Genomic DNA, 22,534 nt, shown 5'->3' on the forward strand with positions numbered 1-22,534 from the left:
ACTTCGCCCGTCGTTGGCTCTGCCAGCCGCAGAAGCGACTTGCCGAGGGTCGTCTTGCCGCAGCCCGACTCGCCGACGACAGCGAGCGTTCTGCCGCGCGGGATCGAGAACGACACGCCGTCCACGGCGCGGACGTAGCCGACCGTTCGGCGCAAGACTCCCTTTCGGATCGGGAAGTGGGTCCGTAGGTCGCGCACCTCGACAAGCGCGTTGCCGCCGGACGGCTGAACTGCCACGGCAGGAGCCGTCGCAGGACGAACGCTCATTGGCTTGGCAGGAACCCCGACGTGGTCCTCTCGGGGCGCGCCGGGGGCGTAGAGGTGGCACAGCGCGTCGTGTCCCGCCTCGAACGAGAAGCGCTCCGGTGGCGTCTCGCGGCAGACCGGCAGCGCGTCGTCGCATCGGTCGGCGAATCGGCATCCGGTTGGGTAGAGCGTCGCCAGCGGAACCATCCCCTCGATGGTCTCCAGGTCTCCTCCGCGCTGCTGGCGCGACGGGAGCGAGCGGAACAGCGCCTCCGTGTAGGGATGGCGCGGCGACGCGAAGAGCCCCGCCGTCGATGCGTTCTCGACGATCTGCCCGGCGTACATGACGGCGATCCGGTCGGAGTTCTCCCTGACCACGCCGAGGTCGTGCGTGATGAGCAGAACGGACATGCCGATGTCACGCTGGAGGTCGCGGATCAGGTCGAGGATCTGCGCCTGAACGGTCACGTCGAGCGCGGTCGTCGGCTCGTCGGCGATGAGCAGCCGGGGTCGGCACGAGAGCGCCATCGCGATCATCACGCGCTGCTTCATCCCGCCGGAAAGCTGGTGCGGGTAGGAGCGCAGGCACGCCGACGGATCGGGGATGCCGACGCGGTCGAGCATCTCCGCCGCGAGCCGATCCGCCTCAGACGCCCGCCCGTGCCGGCGGATCGCTTCGACGATCTGAAAGCCTACCGTGTAGACGGCGTTCAGCGAAGTCATGGGGTCCTGAAAGACCATCGCGACTTCGCGTCCCCGGAGCTTGCGCTTCTTCGATTCAGAGAGCGCGGTCATCTCCGTCTCGCCGATGTGGACGGAGCCGCCAGCGTGGAACCCCGCCGGATGCGGAACGAGCCCCATGATGCTCAGCGCCGTGACGGACTTGCCGCAGCCCGATTCGCCGACGATGGCGAAGGTCTCTCCCTGCCGGATCGAGAATGAGACGCCGTCCACCGCCTTCGCGATCCCATGCGGGGTGCGGAAGTAGGTGCGGAGCCCGCCGACGTGCAGAACGATGTCGCTCATCAGTTCATCCGGCTCTCAGACGGGGGTCGAGCGCATCTCGGACGGCGTCGCCGAAGATGTTCGCTGGGAGCACTAAGCCGAACATGAAGGCGAACGCCGCGACCAGGTTCCACCAGACGACGGGATCGCGCGACAGCTCGAACCGCGCGTCGTTGATCATACTGCCCCAGCTCGCCGTCGTCGCGCCGACGCCGATGTTCAGATAACTCAGGACGGCTTCGGCGAGGACGAGTCCGCTGAACCGTAGCACCGACGAGATCAGGACGATATGGAGCACGTTGGACAGGATGTGCCGCGTCATGATCTTCCAGCCCGACACGCCGAACGCCTGCGCCGCCTGGACGAACTCCATCTCGCGGAGCTTGAGGGTCTCACCGCGCAGTACGCGGCACAGCCCCGTCCACGTCGTGACACCCATGATGATGCAGAGCTGGAGCACGCCTCTGCCGAAGATGAGGATGAACGCCGCGATGACGAGCACGTCGGGGATCGACGCGAGCGTGGAGTAGACGTAGGTGACGGCGTCGTCCACGCGCTTGCCGTAGTAGCCCGCCGCGATGCCGAACAGGAGCGCGAACGGAATCACGAGGATCGTCGTGAATCCGCCGATGACGAGCGCTGTGCGAATGCCCCGCAGCGCTTTCAGGAGCACGTCATCGCCGACGCGGTCGGTTCCGAAGGGATGAGCGCGCGGATGTTGCAGCGGCACGTAATCGCGCGTCGCGGTTCCGTCGTCGTCGCGGATCGTCTCTTTTGCGAAGGAGTGCGTCGCCAGGGGCGCGGAGAAGGTCTTCTCCGTCTTGCCGCCCAGGTTCAGCAGAACGGCGTCGAGGCGGTCGAGGAGCGTCCTGCCGCGCGCTTCGAGGACGCGGGAACCGTCCTCGGCGAGGACCACCCCGCCGGACTCGTCGCGGAGCGCATCGCGCCATCCGATGCTCTCCAGAAGCCCGACGAGCCCGTAGAGACAGAGGATGACGAAGCAGACCGCCGCTTTGCGGTCCTGGAACACCCGCCGCGCAGCGTCCCGCCAATAGGCGCGGCGCGACGCCCGCCACACGAGCCACGCCGCGAGCGCCAGGACGACCAGCACGAGCCCGTTCGTCAGGGCGTGCGCGTGATCCGCGTAGAACGCCTGCAGCAACCCGATGAGTCCGCCCGTCGCGTTCGCGTCATCCGATGGGGGCATGGGCTACTCCAGCCGTACGCGCGGATCGACCAGCGTGTAGCTGATGTCCGTCAGAATCTGTCCCACGATGTAGAGAACCGATCCGAGGAACACCATCGACCGCACGATGGCGAAGTCCCGCGCGTTGATGGCGTCGATCGTGTAGCTCCCCAGACCGGGGATGGCGAAGAAGTTCTCCATGAGCAGGTTCCCCATGAAGAGGAACGGGATGCTCATGACGACGCTCGTGAGAATGGGGATCATCGCGTTCTTCAGGGCGTGGACGAAGAGGACGCGCGTCTCCGACAAGCCCTTCGCCCGCGCCGTGCGGATGTAGTCGCGGTTGATCTCCTCCAGGAAGATCGTGCGGTTGTATCGGATGCCGCTCCCCAGCGACGCGACGACGCCGATCAGGATGGGCAGCAGCGTGAACTTGACCGCATGGATGCCCGTGTCGTAGCCGGAGATGGGCACGAGATTCCACAGCCTGCCCAGCACGAACTGAGCCCCGATGATGTAGAACAGCGCCGAGATGGACATCGCCGCGACAGCGACGATGACGCCCCAGGTGTCGACATAGGTTCCCCGGTAGAACGCGATGAACAGGGCGATGGCGATCTCGGCGAGAACCGCCGTCACGAACATCGGCACGGCGATCAGGAGGCTGGGCCCCATCCGCGCCACGATCTCGTGCCCGATCGACTTCCGATCCTGGTCGGAGACGCCGAAGTCGAACCAGAGGAGCGACGCCGTCTTGGTGAAGAAGATCGTCTGCGTCGCCTTGCCGACGACGGTCGGTTCCTCGCCGTTCCAGAGAAGCGGGAGCCCGTAGCCGTGCTCGTCGAGCCAGGTCTGGATGTCCGCCTCGGTCGTGTTCTTGGCGCCGAGGATCTGGAGCGCCATCTGACGGGGCGACGCCACGCCGAAGAAGAGCAGGAACGTGATGAGGTTCACCCCGACGAGAATGGGGATCGCGTAGAGCACGCGGCGGACGATGTAGGAGATCATCTGCCATGCTCCCTGCGACGGACGGTGACGACGGCTGGGATCGAGCCGAGAACCAGCAGCCCCGCGACGGCGAGCAGCGGCGTGTAGTTGGGCTTATTCCAGCGGGCGCGCATCGTCTTGCGCTGTGCCGGGTCGAGGTCGAGGTACTTCAGCGTCCCGTTCGCCATCTGATTCGGCTTGGCGTTGCGGATCCACGCGTGGCGGAGCCCGAACGACACCGGATGGAAACCCCATATCCACGGGGCGTCTTCCTGAGCGACGGCGAGCATCCGGTCGATGAGCGCCTGCCGCTCCGGCGTGTTCGTCATGTTCTCCATTTGGGCAAAGAGGCGGTTGTAGTCCGGGTTGTCGTAGTTGGCGGCGTTCTCGCCGTCGTGTTCTTTCTTGCCGTTGGGTCCGTAGAGCAGGAACAGGAAGTTCTCGGGGTCCGGGTAATCGGCGAGCCAGCCCCATGAGATGATCTGGAAGTTCGCGTTGTGGACTTTGTCCTGGAACCTGCTGTAGTCGGTCGCGTTGCTGACGAGCGTGGCTCCGAGGGCTTCGAGCTTCTTGGAGTACCAGCGGATCGTCGCCTGATCGCCGGCTCCCGTGAGCACATTGTCGAAGCTGACGCGGAGCGGCTTGCCGTCCTTTCCGCGTCCGTTGGGATAGCCGGCTTCGGCAAGCAGACGCTTCGCCTCGTCGAGCGATTTGCGAACCGGGGCTCCGGCGCGGTCATTCCAATCGTAGACGAAGGGGTTCATTCCAGCCCGCCCTTCGACGCGCCCGAAGATGCCCGGCGGGATGGGCCCGTGAGCCGCTAGCGCTCTGCCGTTGGCGAAGATCTCAACGTACTCCTCCGTGTCAATGGCGATGGAGATGGCTTGCCGGAGCTTGCGCTTCTCCGGCTCGTAGCCGCCGACGACCGGATCGAGCATGTTGAACGCGAGATAGTAGGTCGCCGTGTTGACGGCTGTCGTCAACTGGACGCCGCGCTCCTGCATCCAGGGGGAGAGCGTCGCGCCGGTTTCGGCGTTCATGACGATGGCGCGGTCGAAGTTGTCCGAAGAGATGCCCGACGCGTCGTAGTAGCCCTGGAGGAACTTGCTCCATCGGGGCACGTCCTCCTTTTCGAGCTTGTAGACGAACCGGTCGATGAACGGCAGCGACTGTCCAGCGGATGCCAGGAAGCCGTCCGCGTCGTCGTTCGGTTCCCCCTCGGACGGGTAGGTCTCTGTCGTTCGGTAGTTCTCGTTGCGCGTCAGGACGATCTCGAGGTTCGGGTTGTAGGTCGCGAACCGGTACGCGCCCGTGCCGACGGGATACTGGTCGATGGTCATGTTCTTGCGGATGAGCGCGCCCTGGTCGTAGAAGGCGATGGCTTCCGGCGGCATCGGCGAGAAGAAGGGCATCGCCAGCCAGTAGAGGATCTGCGGGTACTTGCGAGTCAGGACGATCCGGTAGGTGTGGTCATCGACGACCTCCGCGCCAGGCAGCGGGAACGCGCCGTAGTCGAGCGAGATGGGGTCGTAGCGCTCGTCTCGGTCGGCGTTGTAGGCGATGCCGCCACGCGCCTGGCGCTCGGCGCGCGCCGCCGACAGCGCTTCTTCGAGTGCGGCGGCGTACTCCTCCATCCCCTCGATGTAGCCGCCGATGGTGCTGAGGATGGGGCAGCTCAAGCGCGGGTCCGCCAGCCGCTGAATCTGGTAGACGTAATCCTTCGCGGCAAGCTCTCGCGTGCCGGTCTCGGCGAAGCCGCCGATGTCGTCGATGGACTCCACGTCCGCGTCGGTCAGGTTCGCATTGGCGGGCGAACCGTCAGGGCGCTTGGCGAAACACGGGTGCGGCTGGTAGAGGATGCCCGGCTGGATGCGAATCTCGTAGACGGCGCGCGCGACCTTCTCGGCGGGCGGATCGCCTTCGAGAAGCGTTCCCTGCGCGTCATAGTACTGCGGTTCGGGAACCGACTCGGCGGTGAGCGGGATCAGCTCGTAGGGGCGCTTGAGGTAGTGGTACTGGAACGGCGGCTCGTAGATCTGGGCGATGAAGGCGTACTCGTTGGCGCTGTACGACCGGGCGGGGTCGAGGTGCTTAGGGGGCTCCTCGAAGGTGCTGTAGTAGACCTTGCTTTCGGCGTCCTCAGCGCGGTAGGGGTTGTTCGGGTTCGACGGATCGCAGCCTGCCAGCGCGACCGCCAGAAGGAACGCGCCCCACGCCTGGAACTTCACGGGCTCTCCCATCGATGGAGCGGCCAGCCGCCGATCAACCGTCGACGATGGCTTCCTGCGCGAACGCGAGACTCGCCGCCGCGCTGGCCACCGGGTCGTCGCCGGATGGGATGTCCAGCATCAGATAGCCGTCGTAGTCGAGCTCGTAGAGCGAACGGGCGATGGCGGGGAAGTCCACGATTCCGAGACCCAGCGGGCGCCCGGATCGGTCTTCGGCGATGTCCCGCACTCGCACTTGGCAGAGCGCATCGCCCAACTCCCGAAGCTCCGCCGCCGGATCCCGCTCGCGAAGGACCGCATCGACGAGGTCGTAGGCGATTCCGCAGCCGGAGCCGACCTGCTGAACGAGGCGGACCATCTCCGCGACTGGAAGCGCGGCTCGGAACGCCAACCGGCACTGGTACGCCGCCGCCGCCTGAGCCGCGTTGCGCAGCGTCTCGATAGCGCGCGAGTCGCTCGCGATGCCTTCGCCAGCGACGTCTCCCAGAGGGGCGACGACCGTACGGACTCCCAGTTCTGCCACGCGGGGATTCAGAGCGTGGCACAGGCGCATCGCGTTGTCTCTCACCTTTTCGTCGGCGTGCAGCAAGCCAAGACGCTCGAGCCGAGCGAAGTACACGGCGGAGACATCGATGCGGCTCTCCTGCTTGTAGTGGCGCAGCTCACGGACACCGGCGCGGGTCCAGATGGGGTGCTCGCGAACCTGGGGTCCTCCGAGGGTCAGTTCGACGCCGCTGTATCCGAGGTTGTGGGCGATACTGAGCGCACGATCCAGGGAGGCGCTGAACGCAACGTCGCGGATACCGACCTTCATGTTCCGGCGGCTCCCTTGCGTCGAGCCACGCTTTCAGCCTGCAGCGCGTCGATGCACGCGTCGCAGAAGTAGTAGGTATACCCGGAGATCACCTCGCGCTCCACGAGTAGGCTCGGATCAAAGCGCGTGCCGCACACATTGCACCGAGGTCGTCGGTCTCGGTCGCGGCTGGGGCGTTCCGACCGCCGTGACCGGATAGCCAGCACGACGATTGCTCCGAGGACGGCATAGACGAGCCAATGGAACCACATCGCCAGTCGTCCTGCGGCGGCTCGGATGCCCGCATTCCCGTCGCATGCTGTGATGCCTTCAGCGGACCAAGACGATGGTGCCGATCCTCACCTGACCGCCGATCTCGATCTGATAGACGTAGATGCCGCCTGGCAAGAGCTCGCCCGACTCGTCCCTGCCGTCCCACTGCGTGTCCTGCGGCGAAGGATCGAGCTGCCGCACCTTGCGACCGTGGAGATCGAAGAGCGTCACGACCATGTCGCCTTCGGCGTCGCCCAGCGCCCGCGTCGGGAACGTCACGCGATTGAACGGCGCGTTCCCGAGCGGCGTGAACGGATTCGGGAACGGCGTTTCCAGCAGCACGTGCCACGTCTCCGTAGGGTCGGAGCGGTTGCCGGCTTCATCCACGGCAACGACCGCGTACCGATACCGTCCGACGTCAAGACGCTCCCGGTGGAGGAACTCGTACTCCTTGGCTGCCGCATCGGCGGGAACCGTCGTCAGCACGACGGACGCTTCGCCAGCGCGAGCGAACATCAGGTCGTAGGAGACCACATCCGGGGAGGCGCTGGGAACCCAGCGGACCCCCGTGTTCTGGGCGATCGGTTCCACGATGACGACGGCAACCGGCTTCGGCGGGTTGGTGTCCCGACCAACCGTCGCCGACACAGCCCCCGAGCGCGCCGACACGACCAGCCGGCTCTTGTAGGCGGCAACCTCGTAGCGATGCGCGCCGGCTGGCACGTTCACATCGCGGAACGAGGTCCGATCCCTTCCCAGGGCGTCAGCGGGCAGCCCTCCGTCGCGATAGATGAGGTAGCCGGTGACATCGGCATCGTCGACAGGCGTCCAAGTCACAATCACGTCATTGTCGCCATCGGGGTCCGCGACGGCGGCGATGCCGGTCGGCGACGCAGGCGGGACGTTCGGGAACACTTCGAGTGTGTAGTCGTTGTTGTTCGCCGGATTCCCGTCGATCTCACCGGGCTTGATGAACTCGCCGATCTGCAGGTCGGACAGGTTGCGGATGGCGATGCGAAACAGCGCTTCCTTCTGCGGGAGGTCTGGCGTCTGGACATCGAAAATGACTTCGATGATCGAGCTGAGGAAGTTGTCGATGGGGTTGGCGAGCGTGAAGCGTAGCGTCGTTCCGGCGGTGCTGCCGACGAAGGGAACCGGGGCTCCCTCGATCCGCACTTCCCGGAGGTCGCCGTCCGTGGCGACGAATCCCGCTGGCATGATGACCTGTACCGTCTTGATCTCCTCGCCTACCTCCGCCTGGGATCGGTCGACCAGGAGCGTCAGGATCAGCCGAGGCTTGGACGACGTGGGGACGCGCCCGCTGGGGTCGTTCAGGACGTTCAGTTCTCCGGTCGAGGAGACGGCGGCGTGGGCGGCGGGCGTCAGGCTCCACCATCCGCAGAGCGTCAGGGCGATGAGCGAGGCGATGCGTCTCATGGCGTTCCCGTCGCCCTCCTAGAAGCTCACGCGAACGGAAAGGCGTTGGCTCGTGTTGTCTTTGACGGCGGCGTCGAGCACCTCGATCGCGAGGTCGAGATGCGCTTCGATCCCAGCGACGTCGAGCCGCAATCCGACTCCCGCCGTGACCGCCGACACGCTGCCTACGCCGGAAGCCGTGCGATAGCCGATCCGTGCCACAAGGCTGTCCGACAGACCGACCTCGGCGCCGACGCCAACGGTCGTCCCATCTCCGGCAGCGACCTCGGCGGCGACGAGACTGCGCGACAGCACGCCGCGCAGCGCCTCCTGTTCGGCGGACTCGGCGATTCGGCTCAACCGCAGGCTCGCCCCGACGCGGACGATCTGGGGCGCTTCATCCGGTTCCTCAGCTTCCTGAAACGACAGGTCTGCGGGAACCAGGTTCTGCGCGCTGATGCCGACGGCGACGCCCTGAACGGGAACCAGGAGGACGCCGGCATCCAGCGTCATCGCGCTGACATCGTAGACCGCGCCGAAGTAAGGGTTCTCCACGACGTCCGCGTTGGTGGAGTCGAGCCCGACGCGCAGGTGTTTCAACTGCGCCCCGATCTTGACGAACTCGGCGATCCGATGCGCATAGCCGATGCTGGCGGCTGTTTCGCGATAGACCCCCGCCGCGTCCGACTGGGAGACGAACCCGATGCCGATGCCGCCGGGCCCCAACGACGACACGGCGAACACGGCGTCCTGCACGATGAGCGGTTCCGAGATGCCGGAGAAGAGCGCGGAGCGCGTCAACCCCACTTCGCGGCGACCCGTCAACGCGATCCCTGCGGGGTTGTAGGCGATCGTCGTCGCGTCGTCTGCGACCGCCGTGAAAGCGCCGCCGAGAGCCATCGGACGGGCTCCAGCCAGGGGCGACCGACCTGCCGCCGACGCCAACGTGGGCAACAGGAACAGGAGCCAGGGGATCGACAACCGACGCCGCATGGACATGACGCTAGCTTCCGTCTTGTGTCGGAGCCGTCTGCCGCGATGCGACGGTGGACTCCATCAGGCGAATATCGGCTCTCGCACGCTCGTCCCGGAGCCAGCCGTCCATCACGACGCGGACGCGTTCCAGCTCGAGTTTGGCGATGATCGCTGCGCGCACGTCGGCGAGCGGCTGACGGGAGGCGTCCCGACGCTCTCGCAGGACGGCGACGAGGAACCCGCCCGGAACCCGTAGCGGCGCCGTCACTCCCGACACAGGCAGTTCCGCCACAGCATCTCCGAGAGCCGCCGGAAGATCCGAAGCGAGCTTCAGACCGCTGTCGAGCACGACACGAATCGCCAGGTCGCCGTTGACCTGTTCCGCAAGCGCCTCCGGGGTCAACTCACCCGATGCGATACGCTCGCGCAACGCGACTGCTTTCCGCTGGGCGTCTGATTCGAGACTCGTCTCGCCGTCGAACTCGACGGTGAACTGCGCGAGGCGAAACCGCGCCGGAACGCTGAACTCCTCGGGGTGCGCGACGTAGTAGGCTTCGACGTCCGTCGGGCTCACCTCGGTGATCTGTGGTCTGAAGTTGCGCAGCTCCAACTGGACGAGCATCAGGCTGTCGCGGATCTGCTCTCTGGCGTCGTCGAGCGTCATGCCTCGACGAGCGAGGTCGTCGATGAACTGCTGCCGGCTGGGGAACGTGCCCTGGAGCCGCTCGAGGTGCTCGGAAACGCGCTCGTCGGTCACGAACGTGAAGTTCCGCGCCTTCTGCAAGAACAGGCGCTGATCGATGAGGGAGTCCAGCACGCGCCGCCGAGCGTTGGCATCCGCTGTATCCGCGTTCTCGACGCGCATCGCCATCGCGAGGGCGCTCGCGGTGATCGCTTCGCCGTTCACGGCGGCGACGACGTAGTCGGCGAGAACGTCCGCCGTCTGAGCCCATGCCGCTCCGACGACCAGCGATACGCTGAACGCCGCCGCGACGAGCCGCATCATGGCAGGAGCTCCCACTGTCTGTCCACGATGCCGAACCACGTGGTCGTCGCCTTTCCGAGATCGTCCCATCGGCGCTTCACGCCCATTCGTAGCATCGTATTCGCGCTCCGAGCGGTCGCCTGGATGGATGCGTCGTCGAGCTGCGCCCCCGAACCTGGCTCCGGAACCACCAGACCGACGCTGGCGAGGCACGTCAGAGCGTTCCGAAGCCGGATCGTCGACAGGAGCATTCCTCCCACCTGTCGCGGCAGGTCGGGTCGGCGAAGCTCCCAGCCGCGCACGCCGAACCGGGCGCTGCCCATCGAAGTGCGCAGCGTCAACTCGACACGCCGTCGTATGCTGTTCAGGTCATCCACGTTGCCGATCTGGTTCGACCAGACCCCGCCGAGGCGTATTCTACGCACTATTGGCGACGAAAACCAGACTCGCGTGTCGATCCGCGCCGTTGCGGTCGCTAAACGCTCCTCGGACAGAAACTGACCGCCGATCCGGGCGCGTCGAGTCGGCGCGAGCTGCCCTCTGGCGAAGATTCCTTGCCGTCCGCTCGCGTGGCTGCCCAACGGCGCGATGAATCGAACCGGAACGTGGTAGGCGTTCAGAGCCAGTCGAGCGTTGGGTCCTCTCGCGGCGAGTTCGAGCCGGGCGGCGACCTCCCCGGCGTGGGCGGCTTCGCCGCGCCATCGGAGCCCGCCGACAGCGCCGTGCGCGTCGACAGAGAACGTCCTTCGCGGGGACGGGTCGCGCCCGAGGATCGGCGTTCCCACCAAGCTGCGTTCCGACTGGACGGTCCACGCGACGGCGGCGCGGCCGGCTGGAAGCGCGAGCTCGGCGCGCGCGCCTGCCGACCGCTCCTCAAGGGCTCCATCGACGGATCGGGATCGCGCCAAGCCGGTTTGCGCAGGGCTCAACGACGCCGTTTTGGGAATGATGGATCGGAACCCGGTGAGAGCGGCGCGCTCGCTGCTCCATGTCGCCGCGACGCCCCTCTGCCGCGCCGTCGATGCGACGTTGGGCGAGATGCCGTTCGGGTAACGGCGGTTGCCGGTGTTCGCCGCCAACCCCGTGCCGAACCCGACCGAGAAGTCGCCTGCGACGGCGTGCAGCTCTGGATGCGCCCATTCGACGTATCCGCGCGTTAGGCGCGAAGGTTCCCGCTCGCGGACGACACCCATGCGTCGATCCCATCGCAGCGCCTCGGCGCCGCCGGAGGACTCGGCTGCGGCGACGGTGAATCCGGTTGCGGGAGTGGCTCGGACGAAGCCGGTCAGGACGCCTCGCTCGCCATCGGATCGGTGATCGGTGAAGCGCTGTCGGACGCGCGCCGTTCGTGGCGCATCTGACGCCTCGTAAACGAACGACGAGCTCGAATCGGGCAAGGGCTCAACCGACAGCCCATCTTGCCCCCAATCCCTCGATGGGCTGAGCGGGAGCTCCTGCATGACGCTCAGCTCATCGGGACTTGCTTCCCGCAAGCTCAACGGCAGATCGAACCACTCGCGCAACTGGAGCCACTCCGCGAACGTTACCTCCCCCTCTTCGAGCCAGGCATCGACGTCCGACGGTTCCGATAGCACGGCGTGGTCAGGCGGTTCGTAGCCATGCAGCGGCGAGGCGATCAGGCAGAGCGCGCAAAGGGCGCGAGCCGCGCGGTTCACGGTTGAGCGCCGATCGCGATGGAGACCGAGTGCGTAGCGGACAGCGCGGAGTGGGTCTCGACGGCGTAGACCAGCAAGAAGCCGTCTCGCCGCAGCGTGAAGCCGGTCGCCCACTGCCAGGGGTGGCTGTGGACGCCTCCGGCGAGCGTGAGCCAGTCAGCGCCGCGCCATTCGACGCCGACGGCAACGCCGCTCTCATCGCGACGGCGGTACAGGTCGGCGAATACCGTGCTGGCGTCATCGATGCGCATCTCGGTGCCGATGCGGTATTCGCGCGGCGGCGTTCCGCGAGTCGTCCGAACGCGACGCACCGAGCCTCCGAGACCGATGGTCGGCTGAACACGCGCCTGAAGCCCTACGTCGGCGCTCCAAGCTCCTCGGCGGTCATGATCCGCGACGCGATGCGAGTAGGACGACCCTCGGACTCCAGCCGACACGGCTCCAATCCGGTACGCGCCTCCGAGGCTCGCCGTGTCTTCTACGTAGAGGTCATTCCCGAAGCGATCCCACCGGCTGGAGAGCGTCGCCGTGGAGCCCACGGGCAGCACGCCGCCGACCGACTGCTCGGACAGCCCTGCGACACCGAACGGGCGGCAATAGGCGGCGTCCACCCAGGTCCCACTCGATGAAGCCGGGTTCAGCGCGCCGGAGACACGGGCGCGGGTGTCGGCAACCCCGCTCCTGCCGATGGCGATGTTCGCCGGCGCGAGGGGTTCTCGCTCGAACGATGCCAGCGCGTTGCCTGGAGCCCACGTCGCGGCGATAGCAGCCAACGCGGAGAGGGCCCAAGCTCGGTGGGTCATGGCTCGGAGACGACAATCGCCAGCGCAGCCGCGCGAGGACGGTTCTCAGACACGGCGAGCAGTTGGATGATGTAGATGCCCGTGGGAACCGACTCGCCGGCGTCGTTCTTGCCATTCCACTCCATCGACTGCCTGCCGGAGTAGGGAGATTCCGACGCGAGGACGCGCACCAGCACCCCGGCGCTGTTGAAGATACGGAGCGTCACGGTCGACGAGATGGGCGCTTCGTAGCGGATGGCGAGAGCCCCGTGCGACGGGTCGAACGGGTTCGGAGAGGCGTCCAGCACCGGTCGTTCGCCGGTGTCATGGCGGACGCTGTTCTCGAGACCGGGCGTCGATCCCGCCTGCGAGACCGAGAGCCGCCAGTTGTCGAGGCGAGCGGAGTCGTCACCCGGTTCGCGTCTCTCGAGCGACTGTCCGGGCGTGACATCGAGCGAGCCGTAGGTCATCGTGTCGATGCTCGTGCTGTCTCCCGCGTTCACCGCGACGGTATCGCCCGTGTCGTTGAGCGTTGGCAGCGCGATTTCGAGGACGACGGTGTCGAGAGGCAGGTTCGGGTGCGCGGTTCTGAGCTCGTCGGCGCTGCGCGTCAGGAGGATGTACGCCTTTGCCGGGAACACGGCGGACGGAATCTCGACGGGCAGGTTCCGCGCGTCCGAGATGGTCCAGCCCTGCATGAGAACCGGCACATCGCCGCCGTTGTGGAGCTCGACCCACTCCGGCGCATCGGTCTTGGGTCGGAACATGATCTCGTTGACGACGACGATTCCGGCAGCGGGAGGCTGGGGCTGAGCGGACGGCTTGGGCTTCGGCGGACTCGTCTCGCGACCGATGGTGGTTCCGGTCGCGTCGGTCGAGAGTTGCCAGTTCTCCGGCGCGTCTGCCGCCCAGATGTTGATTCGCTCGAACGAAACGCCGCTCCGCGCCGCGGTGGGAGGCGTAAACGTGTCTTGGAGCGTGCCGTTCGCGTCAAACAGCCGGATCGGGTCCGTCGTCGAGAGCCCGTTCCCGATGGAGGCGTTCGTCGGCTTCAGGCGTAGCGTTCCGTCGGGGATTGCGTACTGGTTGTCGTAGTCCGGGTCGAGAATGACCGCGAAGGAATGGGGAGCCAGTTCCGCGGAGTCCGTGGCGACGAATGGGACGAGAACGTCTTTGGCGTCGCGGTCGGCGATCTGCCAGCCCTTGAGGTCGACGGGTTCGTCGCCGGGGTTGAAGAGCTCGACGAACTCGCCGGCTTTTTGCCCTCCCTGCGCCTCATTCGGGTTCGCCATCACCTCGGTGACGACGACGCTTCCGGCGTGGATGGGTTCCACCGCCAGCAGCAACAGAACGCACAGCGCGACGGCGGTCCGGCTCATGGGTTCCTCTGCGACGGGCTCACTTCTGGAGTGACCTGGGCTTCCCCAGGATGACCGATGCCACGATGCCTTGTCGCACAGACCTGTCGTCGGCACGGAGGTGGAACGCCGAATGCGGCGCCAGAGGCGGACGCCCATGTGGTTCCGTATCCTGGCGGGTCGCTGGGGTCTCCGGAGTCTGCCCAGTTAGTGGGTCCCCTGCGAGGACATCATGCGTGCCATCGAGATGGAACCAGATCGCGTGAACGCGCACGGAGGAGCCATAGCGCTCGCGGAGCTGCCCAGCGGCGTCGAGAACACCGCCACGTGTCGTTCCAGCGAGACAGTCATCGTGGCCCGTCAAGACGATGTCTCGTACCTCGTGGCGCGTGAACGCGATGGCTACCTCGTCTTGGTAGTCGTCGAGGAAGCCCGCGCCGCCAGCGACAGACACTCTATCGAAGTGCCCGTAGGTGATACCGGACTTGGCACGGAATGACTCGACCATCTGCTGGATCCGAGGATCGATGCAGTGCACCAGGCAGACCTTCGACCCGGTGAGGTCAGCTCTTCCGTGAGCGGTTGCCGTACTTGGTGCGGCGTCCGCCCGCATGAACACGCGCGGCATGGGCTGAATGCGCTCCGATGGGCGTTCCGTCCGGCTGTTGGACCAGTCGTCAATAGGCGGTTGTTCGGGAACGGATTCTGGTGTCGGCGCATCCCGGTTTCTGCGCTCGGAGAGCTGCCGAAACGCCCACACTCCCAAGCCGATGGCGACCCAGATCAACGTCGTGATGAGTTCTTGACTGCGTTCGCCCACGTCTAAGATGCCTTGAAGTTGATCGTGATGACGTCCGACAGCGTGGAACCATCCTCCGCCACGATGCGGAGGATGGTCAGCGTGTAGGGGCGTCCGGGAACCAGCGGCTTCTCCGGCTTGACGAACGCGGTGCGAGTCGCGGCGTCGTACTGGACGTCCACGGTCATTCCGACGATACGGAGACCATCTCGCACCGAGGTGAGTGTCACCGGTTTGCTGAACCGCACGCGGAGCGGCTCGGACGCGACCCAGTCGTCCCCGTCGGCGGGAGAGGTCGAGAGCACCGTCAGTGGAGTCGCGCGGTCGTCCTCGACATCGCTGTCGGTCGTACACCCGCTGAGCACGACGACTGCTGCGAGCAAGGGGAACGCCATGAGCGAGGCGGCGCGGCGCATCCGTCGGTTCCTAGCCGGAGAATCGACCATAGCTCCGACGATCTCCGCTCTCATCGCCTCCGGCGGCGATTGCCTGGCGCATGTCCGTGTCCGCCATCAGGTTCCGCAGCGAGTAGTAGTCGCGGATACCGAGCCGCCCCGAACGGAACGCTTCGGCGATTGCCAAGGGAACCTCGGCTTCCGCTTCGACGAGGTCGGCGTTCTTCTCCTCGACGACGGCTCTCATCTCCTGTTCCTGAGCCTGGGCGATCGCTCGTCGTTCCTCCGCCTTGGCGCGGGCGATCTTGAGCTCCGCCTCGGCGCGGTCGCGCTGGAGCTTCGCGCCGATATTGTCGCCCACGTCGACGTCGGCGATGTCGATGGAGAGAATCTCAAACGCCGTTCCCGTCGCGAGCCCCGCGTTGAGGACGGTTCGCGAGATGCTCTCCGGGCTCTCCTGGACTTCCGCGTGTGTCTCCGAGGAACCGATGGTCGTGATGATGCCCTGTCCGACGCGGGCGATGACGGTGGCTTCCCCGGCTCCCCCGACGAGCCGGTCGATGTTCGCCCGAACCGTGACGCGCGCCGTCACGACGAGTTGGATGCCGTTCTTGGCGACGGCGACGATCTTGGGCGTCTCGATGACCTTCGGCGTGATCGACATGCTGACGGCTTCGAGCACGTCTCTGCCCGCCAGGTCGATGGCGGCGGCGCGTTCGAACTCCAGTGGGATGTGCGCCTTGTCCGCTTCGATGAGCGCCTGGACGACCCGCTCGACTTTGCCGCCGGCGAGGAAGTGCGCTTCGAGGCTCGGCAGCGCGAGGGACAAGCCCGCCTTCGTCGCGGCGATCAGCGGATCGACGACGACGCGGGGCGGGACGCGCCGCAGCTTCATCGCGACCAGATCGCCGAAGATGCGGACGTGCACACCTGCCGCGCGCGCCGCGACCCACAGCCCGATGGGAACCATCCAACTGAGCGCGACGACGAACGCGACCACCAGCACGATGACGACGGCTGAAAACTGGAACATGGGTACTCCGATGGGCGTTGCGTGGGCGTTGCGCTCGCGCAGGGACGCTAGGACGCTTCGGCGCCTCCGGCGATGTTGCCGGCTCGGAACGCCTCGGCGAGCGCTCGCGGCACGCTGGCTTCCGCCTCGACGACGTGCGCCTGCATCTCTTGCACGCGCGCCTTCATCTCCTGCTCACGGGCGCGCGCCATGGCGGCGCGTTCCTCCGCCTTGGCTTGGAACACAACGAGATCGGCTTCCGCCTGCTCCGCCGCCAGTCGAGCGCCGATGTTCTCGCCGACGTCCACGTCGGCGATGTCGATGGAGAGGATCTCGAACGCGGTGCCGGCGTCCAGCCCTCTGGCGAGGACCTTCTGCGAGATGATGTCGGGGTTCTCCAAGACCTCTTTGTAGTCCTGAGCTGAACCGATGGCGGAGACGATGCCCTCTCCGACGCGCGCCAGGATGGTCTCTTCGCCTGCGCCGCCGACGAGTCGTTCGATATTCGCTCGAACCGTGACGCGCGCTGTCGCCTTGAGCTGCACGCCGTCGCGGGCGACCGCCCAGACGACGGGCGTCGAGATGACGCGCGGGTTCACGCTGACCTGCACCGCCTCGAAGACGTCGCGGCCCGCGAGGTCGATGGCAGTCGCCCGCTCGAAGCTGAGCTCGATCCCTGCCTTGTCGGCGGCGATCAGGGAGTTGATGACACGCGCGACGTCGCCTCGCGCGAGATAGTGACCTTCGAGCTTAGAGATGTTGACGCCATGGCGGGACGTGATGCCCGCCTTCGTCGCGTTGATCATGGGCCCGATGATCCGGGGCGGCGACACACGCCTGAGGCGCATCCCGACCAGATCGCCGATCAGGCGCACTCGGACACCGGCGAACAGGGCGGATATCCACAACCCCATCGGGACGAAGTAGAAGAGCAGGAACAGGAAGAGGATTCCGCCGAAGACGACGAGGATCGTCAGGAACGCGATGGAGTCGCCCATGGGAGCTCCTGGCTACGCGGATGCCTTGGTTCGGCGCACGACGACTCGCACGCCCTCGACTTGGACCACCTCGACCGGCTGGTTCGACGCGATGAACTCGCCGTCGGCGACGACATCGACGCGCTGTCCGCCGATCTCGGCGACGCCGGCGGGGCGCAACTGCGACACCGACGTGCCGCTGAGTCCGAGCAGACCTGCCAGGTCGGCGCGAGGCGCGCGGTAGCCGTCGGCGCTCCGCTCCTCGACGCCCAGGATGAGCCGGTTCCATGCTCGTGTTTTCGGGAGCGCCATCCCGAGCACGACTGCCAGCGTGATCGTGCCGAGGATGGAGATGGACAGCGAGGTCAGCGCGCCGCTGAGGCTCTGCGCCGATTGACCGAAGACGAAGAGCAGACCCCCGACCATCAGGGCGATCCCCGATATGCCCGCGACGCCGAACCCCGGTATGACGAAGATTTCGAGCGCCAGCAGAACGAGCCCGATCAGGAACGCGAGCAATCCGTAGCTTGCTTGCACCTCGGCGAGCATGTGTCCGCCGAAGAAGAGCGCCAGGCTGAGTATCCCGGCGATGCCCGGGATGCCGAATCCGGGCGTGCGCAACTCAATCAGGATGCCCACCATGCCGATGGACAGCAGGAGAGAACCGAAGAGCGTCCCCGTGACCCCGATCGCGAGCCGTTCCAGGATCGACTTGCTCATGCGGATGACCTGCGCCCCCTCCAGCGACTCGATAACGCGGAGCTTCGGTTCCGACGCGCGAGCCGTCTCCAGGTGCGATGTGGTGTAGACGCGAGGCTTGCCATCCACTTCGGCGAGGGAGTAGGCGGCGAGCAGTTCGTCCAGGTTCACGGCGCGCAGCTCGACGAAACCGAGGTCGAGCGCGGCGTCGGTTGTGAGCGTCAGCAGTTCGCCCTCGTGGCTGAGCACTTCGATGGAAGGGTCCGACGCCTTCCGCTCCGCGAACTCAGCAGGCGTGAGCGCCTCGACGCCCGCTTCGGATCGGACAAGGACCTTCTTCTTATCGACCATGGCTTCGGCGATGGCGGGGTTCCTGCCGTTTCGCTCGGCGGTCGCACGGATCTTGCCGCGAATGTAGGAAATGACCTTCTCGCCGAGCTCCTCGCCGCCCTGACTGACGGGAGCGGCGTCTCCGATGGTGGAGCCCGGAGCCATGACGATCTGATCGGATGCCAGCGCGATGACGGCTCCGGCGGATATCGCCTCGGTGCGGACGTAGGCGATGGTCGGCTTCTCGGTCTCGAAGATCGCGTTCACGATGTCGCCCATCGCGTCGACGCGCCCGCCGGGCGTGTGCATGTCGAATACGATGACGTCGGCGGATCGTTCGGCGTCCTTGAGCGCGCGCTCGATGTAGGTGGCGAGTCCCTTGCTGATCTCGGAGCGGATCTCGATGACGTTGACGGTCGCCCCGAACGCCGCGCCGTGGAGGGACAAGAGGACCAGGGCGATCAGAAAGACCGGGTACGACACGCTGCGTGGAGAGCGGGGAACCGATCGCATCGGGTGCCTCCTGTTCGCGCCCGACCGGACTTGGCGTGCAGACTTGGCGTGCATCGGCGTCCGTGCTCGCCATTGTATCGTCGGGGTCGAGACCCGTCAAGAAAGCCGATGAAGGCGAGCTCTCGCGCCGTGACTCGGCTTGTGCGTCCACCGCGTCCATCCTACACTCGGCAGACCGACGACCCACCGCGTGGAGGATACGCCGATGTCCGACTCGAGTCGCCGCGCCGAGCTCTACGGTCTCCTGGGCGACCTTCCGCCGCGCGACCGCCCCATCTCCGTGCTGGAACGATCCGTCCGAACCGCCGACGACGGCTACGTCATCGAAGACCTGCTACTAGACCTGAACGGCATCGAGCCGGTTCCCGCTTACTTCGTGAAGCCCGCCGGAAGCGGCGACGCCGCGCTGCCCACGGTTCTCTACAATCACGCTCACGGCGGCGACTACGCCCTCGGCAAGGACGAACTCACCGAAGGGCGAACCGCCCTCCAGACCCCGCCCTACGCCAAACTCCTGACCGACATGGGCTGCGCCGCGCTCTGCATGGACACGTGGGTGTTCGGCAAGAGGCACAACGCGAGCGAATCATCTGTCTTCAAGCGAATGATCTGGCACGGTCAGGTCCTGTGGGGGATGATGGTCTACGACTCGATCCGCGGGATCGACTACCTCTGCAGCCGTCGCGACGTGGACGCAGGGCGGCTGGGAACCGTGGGCATCTCCATGGGCAGCACGATGGCGTGGTGGGTCGCCGCCCTCGACGAGCGGGTCCGCACCTGCGTCGACATCTGCTGCCTGACGGACTTCCACGCTCTCATCGACGCGGGCGGGCTCGATGGGCACGGCATCTACTACTACGTACCGCGCCTGCTCCGGCACTTCACGACGGCGCGGATCAACGCGCTCATCGCGCCGCGCGCCCACCTGAGCCTCGCGGGTCTTCGAGACACCCTCACGCCGCCAGCGGGTCTGGAACGCATCGACGCGGAGCTTCGGCAGGTCTACACGACGCACGGCGCGTCCGAGCGATGGAAGCTGCTCACCTACGACGTGGGGCACGAGGAGACCGCCGAGATGCGCCGCGAGATCGTCCAGTTCCTGCGCGATACCCTCTGACGACAGGACGCTGCGTCATGCGCATCCGCGAGATACGAATCACCGAGCCCTTCCGCGCCGAGGTCTCCGAGTCGGAGCTCGACCCGATTCCAGGCGACGGCAACGCGCTGATCCGCACGGAGTTCAGCGGCATCAGCTCAGGAACGGAGCTCGCCGTTTTCACCGGCAAGCACCAGTGGTTGACGGACCCGAACTACCCGAGCTGGCGTTTCCCGTTCCGGTCGGGATACAGCGCGTGCGGTGTCGTCGAGGCGGTCGGATCGGGTGTGACAGGGCTGGAGCCTGGAACGCGGGTCGCGTACGCCGGAAACCACACGTCGCGCGCGATCCGTCCGGCGCGGTCGTGCTGGCGTGTTCCGGAGGGCGTGCGTCCCGAGTTCGCGGCGTTCACGTGCATCGTGCGCTACGGCTTCGGGGCTGCGGCGCGCGTTCCGACGACGATGGGGCGCTCCGTCGTCGTCCAGGGGTTGGGCGTCATCGGGCAGTCTGCTGTACGGGCGTTCGCCGCGTCGGGCGCGTACCCGGTCATCGGTGTCGATCCGTTCGCCAACCGTCGTGAAACGGCGCTGCTGGGCGGCGCGGACGCCGTGCTCGACCCGGGCGATAACTTCCCTGTCGCTCTGCGCGAAGCGAACGGCGGGGAGTTGCCGGACATCGTCGCCGACGCGACGGGCGTTCCGGCGGGAGTCGTGAGTGCGATGGGCATGACCCGCGAAGGCGGACAGTGCGTCATCGTCGGATCGCCGCGCGGGACGGTTCCTGAGATGAACTTCTATCCCGACATGCACAAGCGGTGCATCGAAGTGCTCGGCGCACACGGCGACTTCCTGTTCGGACCCATCGGAGCGCGCCTCGGCTGGAACGTGGATCGGGCGATGCGATGGATTCTCGAACAGACGGCGTCCGGTCGGCTGCGCGACGCCGGCATCCCGACGGAGTGCGCTGCGCCGTCCGAGGCTATCGATGTCTACGACCGGCTTCTCAACGGCAAGGACACGATCGTATCAGCCGCGTTCGATTGGTCGCGCGGCTAGGTCAGGAGAAGAGACATGCTGCTGCTCGCAGACGCCGGCATGACCGAGTACGTCATCACCGTGGCGGCGGAGGCATCCGCTCCGGAACGGCACGCCGCACAGGAACTGTCACGCTATCTGGGCGAGATCGCCGGTGCCCGGTTCGAGATCGTCGCTCCGGATGCGAAGGGGAACCGCCCATGCCTTGCCGTCGGAGCGGGAGCCGCCACGGCGGCGGGACTCGATCCTGAGGAGCTCGAGGACTTGGGCGATGACGGTCTGCTCATTCGCACGCAAGACCCCGACATCGTCCTGAGCGGCGGAGCCGGGGCTCCGCGTGGGACGCTCTACGCGGTCTACACGTTCCTTGAGGACACGCTCGGATGCCGCTGGTGGACGCACGAGGCGAGCTACATTCCGAGCATGCCGCGACTCGAGATTCCCGACCTGAACCGGCGGTTCGTGCCGATCTTGGAGTATCGAGAGCCGTTCCACTTCCACGCGTTCGACGGCGACTGGGCGGTTCGCAACAAATCGAACGGCAACTCGGAACGCCTCGACGCGCAGCGCGGCGGCAAGCATGTCTACAAGGGGTTCGTCCACACGTTCTTCCCGCTGGTTCCGCCGGAGAAGCACTTCGCGGAACATCCTGAGTGGTACTCGGAGATCGAGGGCAAGCGCGTTCATGAACGCGCCCAGCTCTGCCTGACGAACCCGGAGCTCCTGGAGTTCCTCACGGAGCGCGTCCGCGAATGGCTCCGCGAGAGCCCGGAGGCGACGATCATCTCCGTGTCGCAGAACGACTGGCACGGCGCGTGTACGTGCGACAACTGCCGCGCGATCGACGAGGAAGAGGGGAGCCACGCCGGAACGCTGCTGCGCTTCGTCAACGCCGTCGCCGAGCGGATCGAAGACGAGTTCCCCAACGTCGCCGTCGATACGCTGGCTTACCAGTACACGCGCAAGCCGCCGAAGGTCACGAAACCTCGGCACAACGTCATCGTCCGGTTGTGCAGCATCGAGTGCAACTTCGCGCAGCCGCTCAGCCACGAGAGCAACCGCGCCTTCCGCGAAGACATCGAGGGCTGGTACGCCATCTGCGACCGCCTCTACATCTGGGACTACGTGACGGACTTCCGCCACTACGTCCAGCCGCACCCAAACTGGTACGTGCTGGGCGAGAACGTCCGGTTCTTCGTGGAACACGGGGTCAAGGGTCTCTTCGAGCAGGGCTCCTACCAGTCGCTCGGCGGCGAGATGGCGGAGCTCCGCGCATGGGTTCTCGCCAAGATGCTCTGGGACCCGTCGCGGAACGCCTCAGCGCTCATCGACGAGTTCCTCACAGGCTTCTACGGACACGCCGCGCCGCACATCGTCGATTACATGCACAGCGTCCACGACGCCGTCATCGCGGCGAACTACCACCTGGGATGCTTCACGCCGCACGACGCGCCGTTCCTGAGTCCCGATCTGATCCTCGAAGCCCTGCGCCACTTCTCCGCCGCCAAGAGCGCGGTTCGCAACGATCGTGAGCGGCTCGCGCACGTCGAGCTGGCGAGCCTCGCGCCGATGTATCTGGCGCTGATGCGCTGGGATGAGGTGCGGGAACGCGCCGATGCGACGGGTCAGGAGTGGGTGCTCGCCGACAAACGGCTCGCCGCCGTCGAGGACTTCGCGGTCATCTACGACGCGAACCGGATGACCCACCTCGCCGAGTGGGGCGAGCGGAACATCGACTGGCTGCGGAGGGAGTGCGCGAAGTAGGCTCCG

The 22,534-nt window shown here is 66.4% G+C and carries 20 protein-coding genes; 3 read left to right on the plus strand and 17 right to left on the minus strand.

Annotated features, from left to right (window positions below; all coding sequences use genetic code 11):
* The 17 genes from FJZ36_02395 to FJZ36_02475 all read right to left on the minus strand — a co-directional run.
* On the minus strand, positions 1-1,271 hold a 1,271-nt coding region (locus FJZ36_02395; GenBank protein MBM3213750.1), incomplete at its 3' end, for an ATP-binding cassette domain-containing protein.
* A 4-nt stretch (positions 1,272-1,275) separates the two neighbouring features.
* A complete protein-coding gene (locus FJZ36_02400) occupies positions 1,276-2,457 on the minus strand; it encodes an ABC transporter permease (protein MBM3213751.1) in 1,182 nt (393 codons plus the stop codon).
* Between the two features lie 3 nt (positions 2,458-2,460).
* Entirely contained in the window at positions 2,461-3,444 is a 984-nt protein-coding gene (locus FJZ36_02405; protein ID MBM3213752.1) for an ABC transporter permease, read from the minus strand.
* The gene (locus FJZ36_02410) at positions 3,441-5,663 is read right to left on the minus strand and encodes a peptide ABC transporter substrate-binding protein (protein ID MBM3213753.1); all 2,223 of its coding nucleotides are present in this window, start codon (positions 5,661-5,663) and stop codon (positions 3,441-3,443) included. Before FJZ36_02410 ends, FJZ36_02405 begins: the two co-directional genes overlap by 4 nt.
* Positions 5,664-5,685: 22 nt before the next feature.
* Positions 5,686-6,465, minus strand: a complete 780-nt coding sequence (locus FJZ36_02415) for a sugar phosphate isomerase/epimerase (GenBank protein MBM3213754.1) — start codon at positions 6,463-6,465, stop codon at positions 5,686-5,688.
* Positions 6,462-6,716 (minus strand): hypothetical protein, encoded by a 255-nt coding sequence (locus tag FJZ36_02420; GenBank protein MBM3213755.1) that lies wholly within the window; start codon positions 6,714-6,716, stop codon positions 6,462-6,464. The genes FJZ36_02415 and FJZ36_02420 overlap by 4 nt, the downstream gene beginning before the upstream one ends.
* A gap of 58 nt (positions 6,717-6,774) precedes the next feature.
* On the minus strand, positions 6,775-8,154 hold the full coding sequence (locus FJZ36_02425) for a hypothetical protein (protein ID MBM3213756.1): 1,380 nt from the start codon (positions 8,152-8,154) through the stop codon (positions 6,775-6,777).
* A gap of 18 nt (positions 8,155-8,172) precedes the next feature.
* Positions 8,173-9,132, minus strand: a complete 960-nt coding sequence (locus tag FJZ36_02430; protein ID MBM3213757.1) for a type IX secretion system membrane protein PorP/SprF — start codon at positions 9,130-9,132, stop codon at positions 8,173-8,175.
* A 4-nt stretch (positions 9,133-9,136) separates the two neighbouring features.
* Positions 9,137-10,183 (minus strand): hypothetical protein, encoded by a 1,047-nt coding sequence (locus FJZ36_02435; protein MBM3213758.1) that lies wholly within the window; start codon positions 10,181-10,183, stop codon positions 9,137-9,139.
* Positions 10,111-11,769 carry a hypothetical protein gene (locus tag FJZ36_02440; protein ID MBM3213759.1) on the minus strand — a complete coding sequence of 553 codons (1,659 nt, stop codon included), beginning with the start codon at positions 11,767-11,769 and terminating at the stop codon, positions 10,111-10,113. The genes FJZ36_02435 and FJZ36_02440 overlap by 73 nt, the downstream gene beginning before the upstream one ends.
* Entirely contained in the window at positions 11,766-12,572 is an 807-nt protein-coding gene (locus FJZ36_02445; GenBank protein ID MBM3213760.1) for a hypothetical protein, read from the minus strand. The genes FJZ36_02440 and FJZ36_02445 overlap by 4 nt, the downstream gene beginning before the upstream one ends.
* A complete protein-coding gene (locus tag FJZ36_02450; protein ID MBM3213761.1) occupies positions 12,569-14,068 on the minus strand; it encodes a hypothetical protein in 1,500 nt (499 codons plus the stop codon). Before FJZ36_02450 ends, FJZ36_02445 begins: the two co-directional genes overlap by 4 nt.
* On the minus strand, positions 13,950-14,729 hold the full coding sequence (locus FJZ36_02455; protein ID MBM3213762.1) for a hypothetical protein: 780 nt from the start codon (positions 14,727-14,729) through the stop codon (positions 13,950-13,952). The genes FJZ36_02450 and FJZ36_02455 overlap by 119 nt, the downstream gene beginning before the upstream one ends.
* Before the next feature lie 2 nt (positions 14,730-14,731).
* Positions 14,732-15,178, minus strand: coding sequence for a hypothetical protein (locus FJZ36_02460; protein MBM3213763.1), 447 nt, complete (start codon positions 15,176-15,178; stop codon positions 14,732-14,734).
* The gene (locus FJZ36_02465; protein ID MBM3213764.1) at positions 15,135-16,136 is read right to left on the minus strand and encodes a UPF0365 family protein; all 1,002 of its coding nucleotides are present in this window, start codon (positions 16,134-16,136) and stop codon (positions 15,135-15,137) included. The genes FJZ36_02460 and FJZ36_02465 overlap by 44 nt, the downstream gene beginning before the upstream one ends.
* Before the next feature lie 47 nt (positions 16,137-16,183).
* Entirely contained in the window at positions 16,184-17,113 is a 930-nt protein-coding gene (locus FJZ36_02470) for a UPF0365 family protein (protein ID MBM3213765.1), read from the minus strand.
* Between the two features lie 12 nt (positions 17,114-17,125).
* Positions 17,126-18,688 (minus strand): nodulation protein NfeD, encoded by a 1,563-nt coding sequence (locus FJZ36_02475; GenBank protein MBM3213766.1) that lies wholly within the window; start codon positions 18,686-18,688, stop codon positions 17,126-17,128.
* 151 nt (positions 18,689-18,839) lie between these two features.
* On the opposite strand from FJZ36_02475, the gene FJZ36_02480 reads away from it, so the two are divergent.
* From FJZ36_02480 to FJZ36_02490, 3 genes are read left to right on the plus strand one after another with little or no spacing between them, the layout of a single operon-like run.
* The gene (locus FJZ36_02480; protein ID MBM3213767.1) at positions 18,840-19,751 is read left to right on the plus strand and encodes an alpha/beta hydrolase; all 912 of its coding nucleotides are present in this window, start codon (positions 18,840-18,842) and stop codon (positions 19,749-19,751) included.
* A complete protein-coding gene (locus FJZ36_02485) occupies positions 19,664-20,785 on the plus strand; it encodes a zinc-binding dehydrogenase (protein ID MBM3213768.1) in 1,122 nt (373 codons plus the stop codon). Before FJZ36_02480 ends, FJZ36_02485 begins: the two co-directional genes overlap by 88 nt.
* A gap of 15 nt (positions 20,786-20,800) precedes the next feature.
* Positions 20,801-22,528 (plus strand): DUF4838 domain-containing protein, encoded by a 1,728-nt coding sequence (locus FJZ36_02490; GenBank protein MBM3213769.1) that lies wholly within the window; start codon positions 20,801-20,803, stop codon positions 22,526-22,528.
* Positions 22,529-22,534 lie beyond the last annotated feature (6 nt).

It is taken from the genome of Candidatus Poribacteria bacterium (assembly GCA_016866785.1).
Lineage (GTDB): Bacteria > Poribacteria > WGA-4E.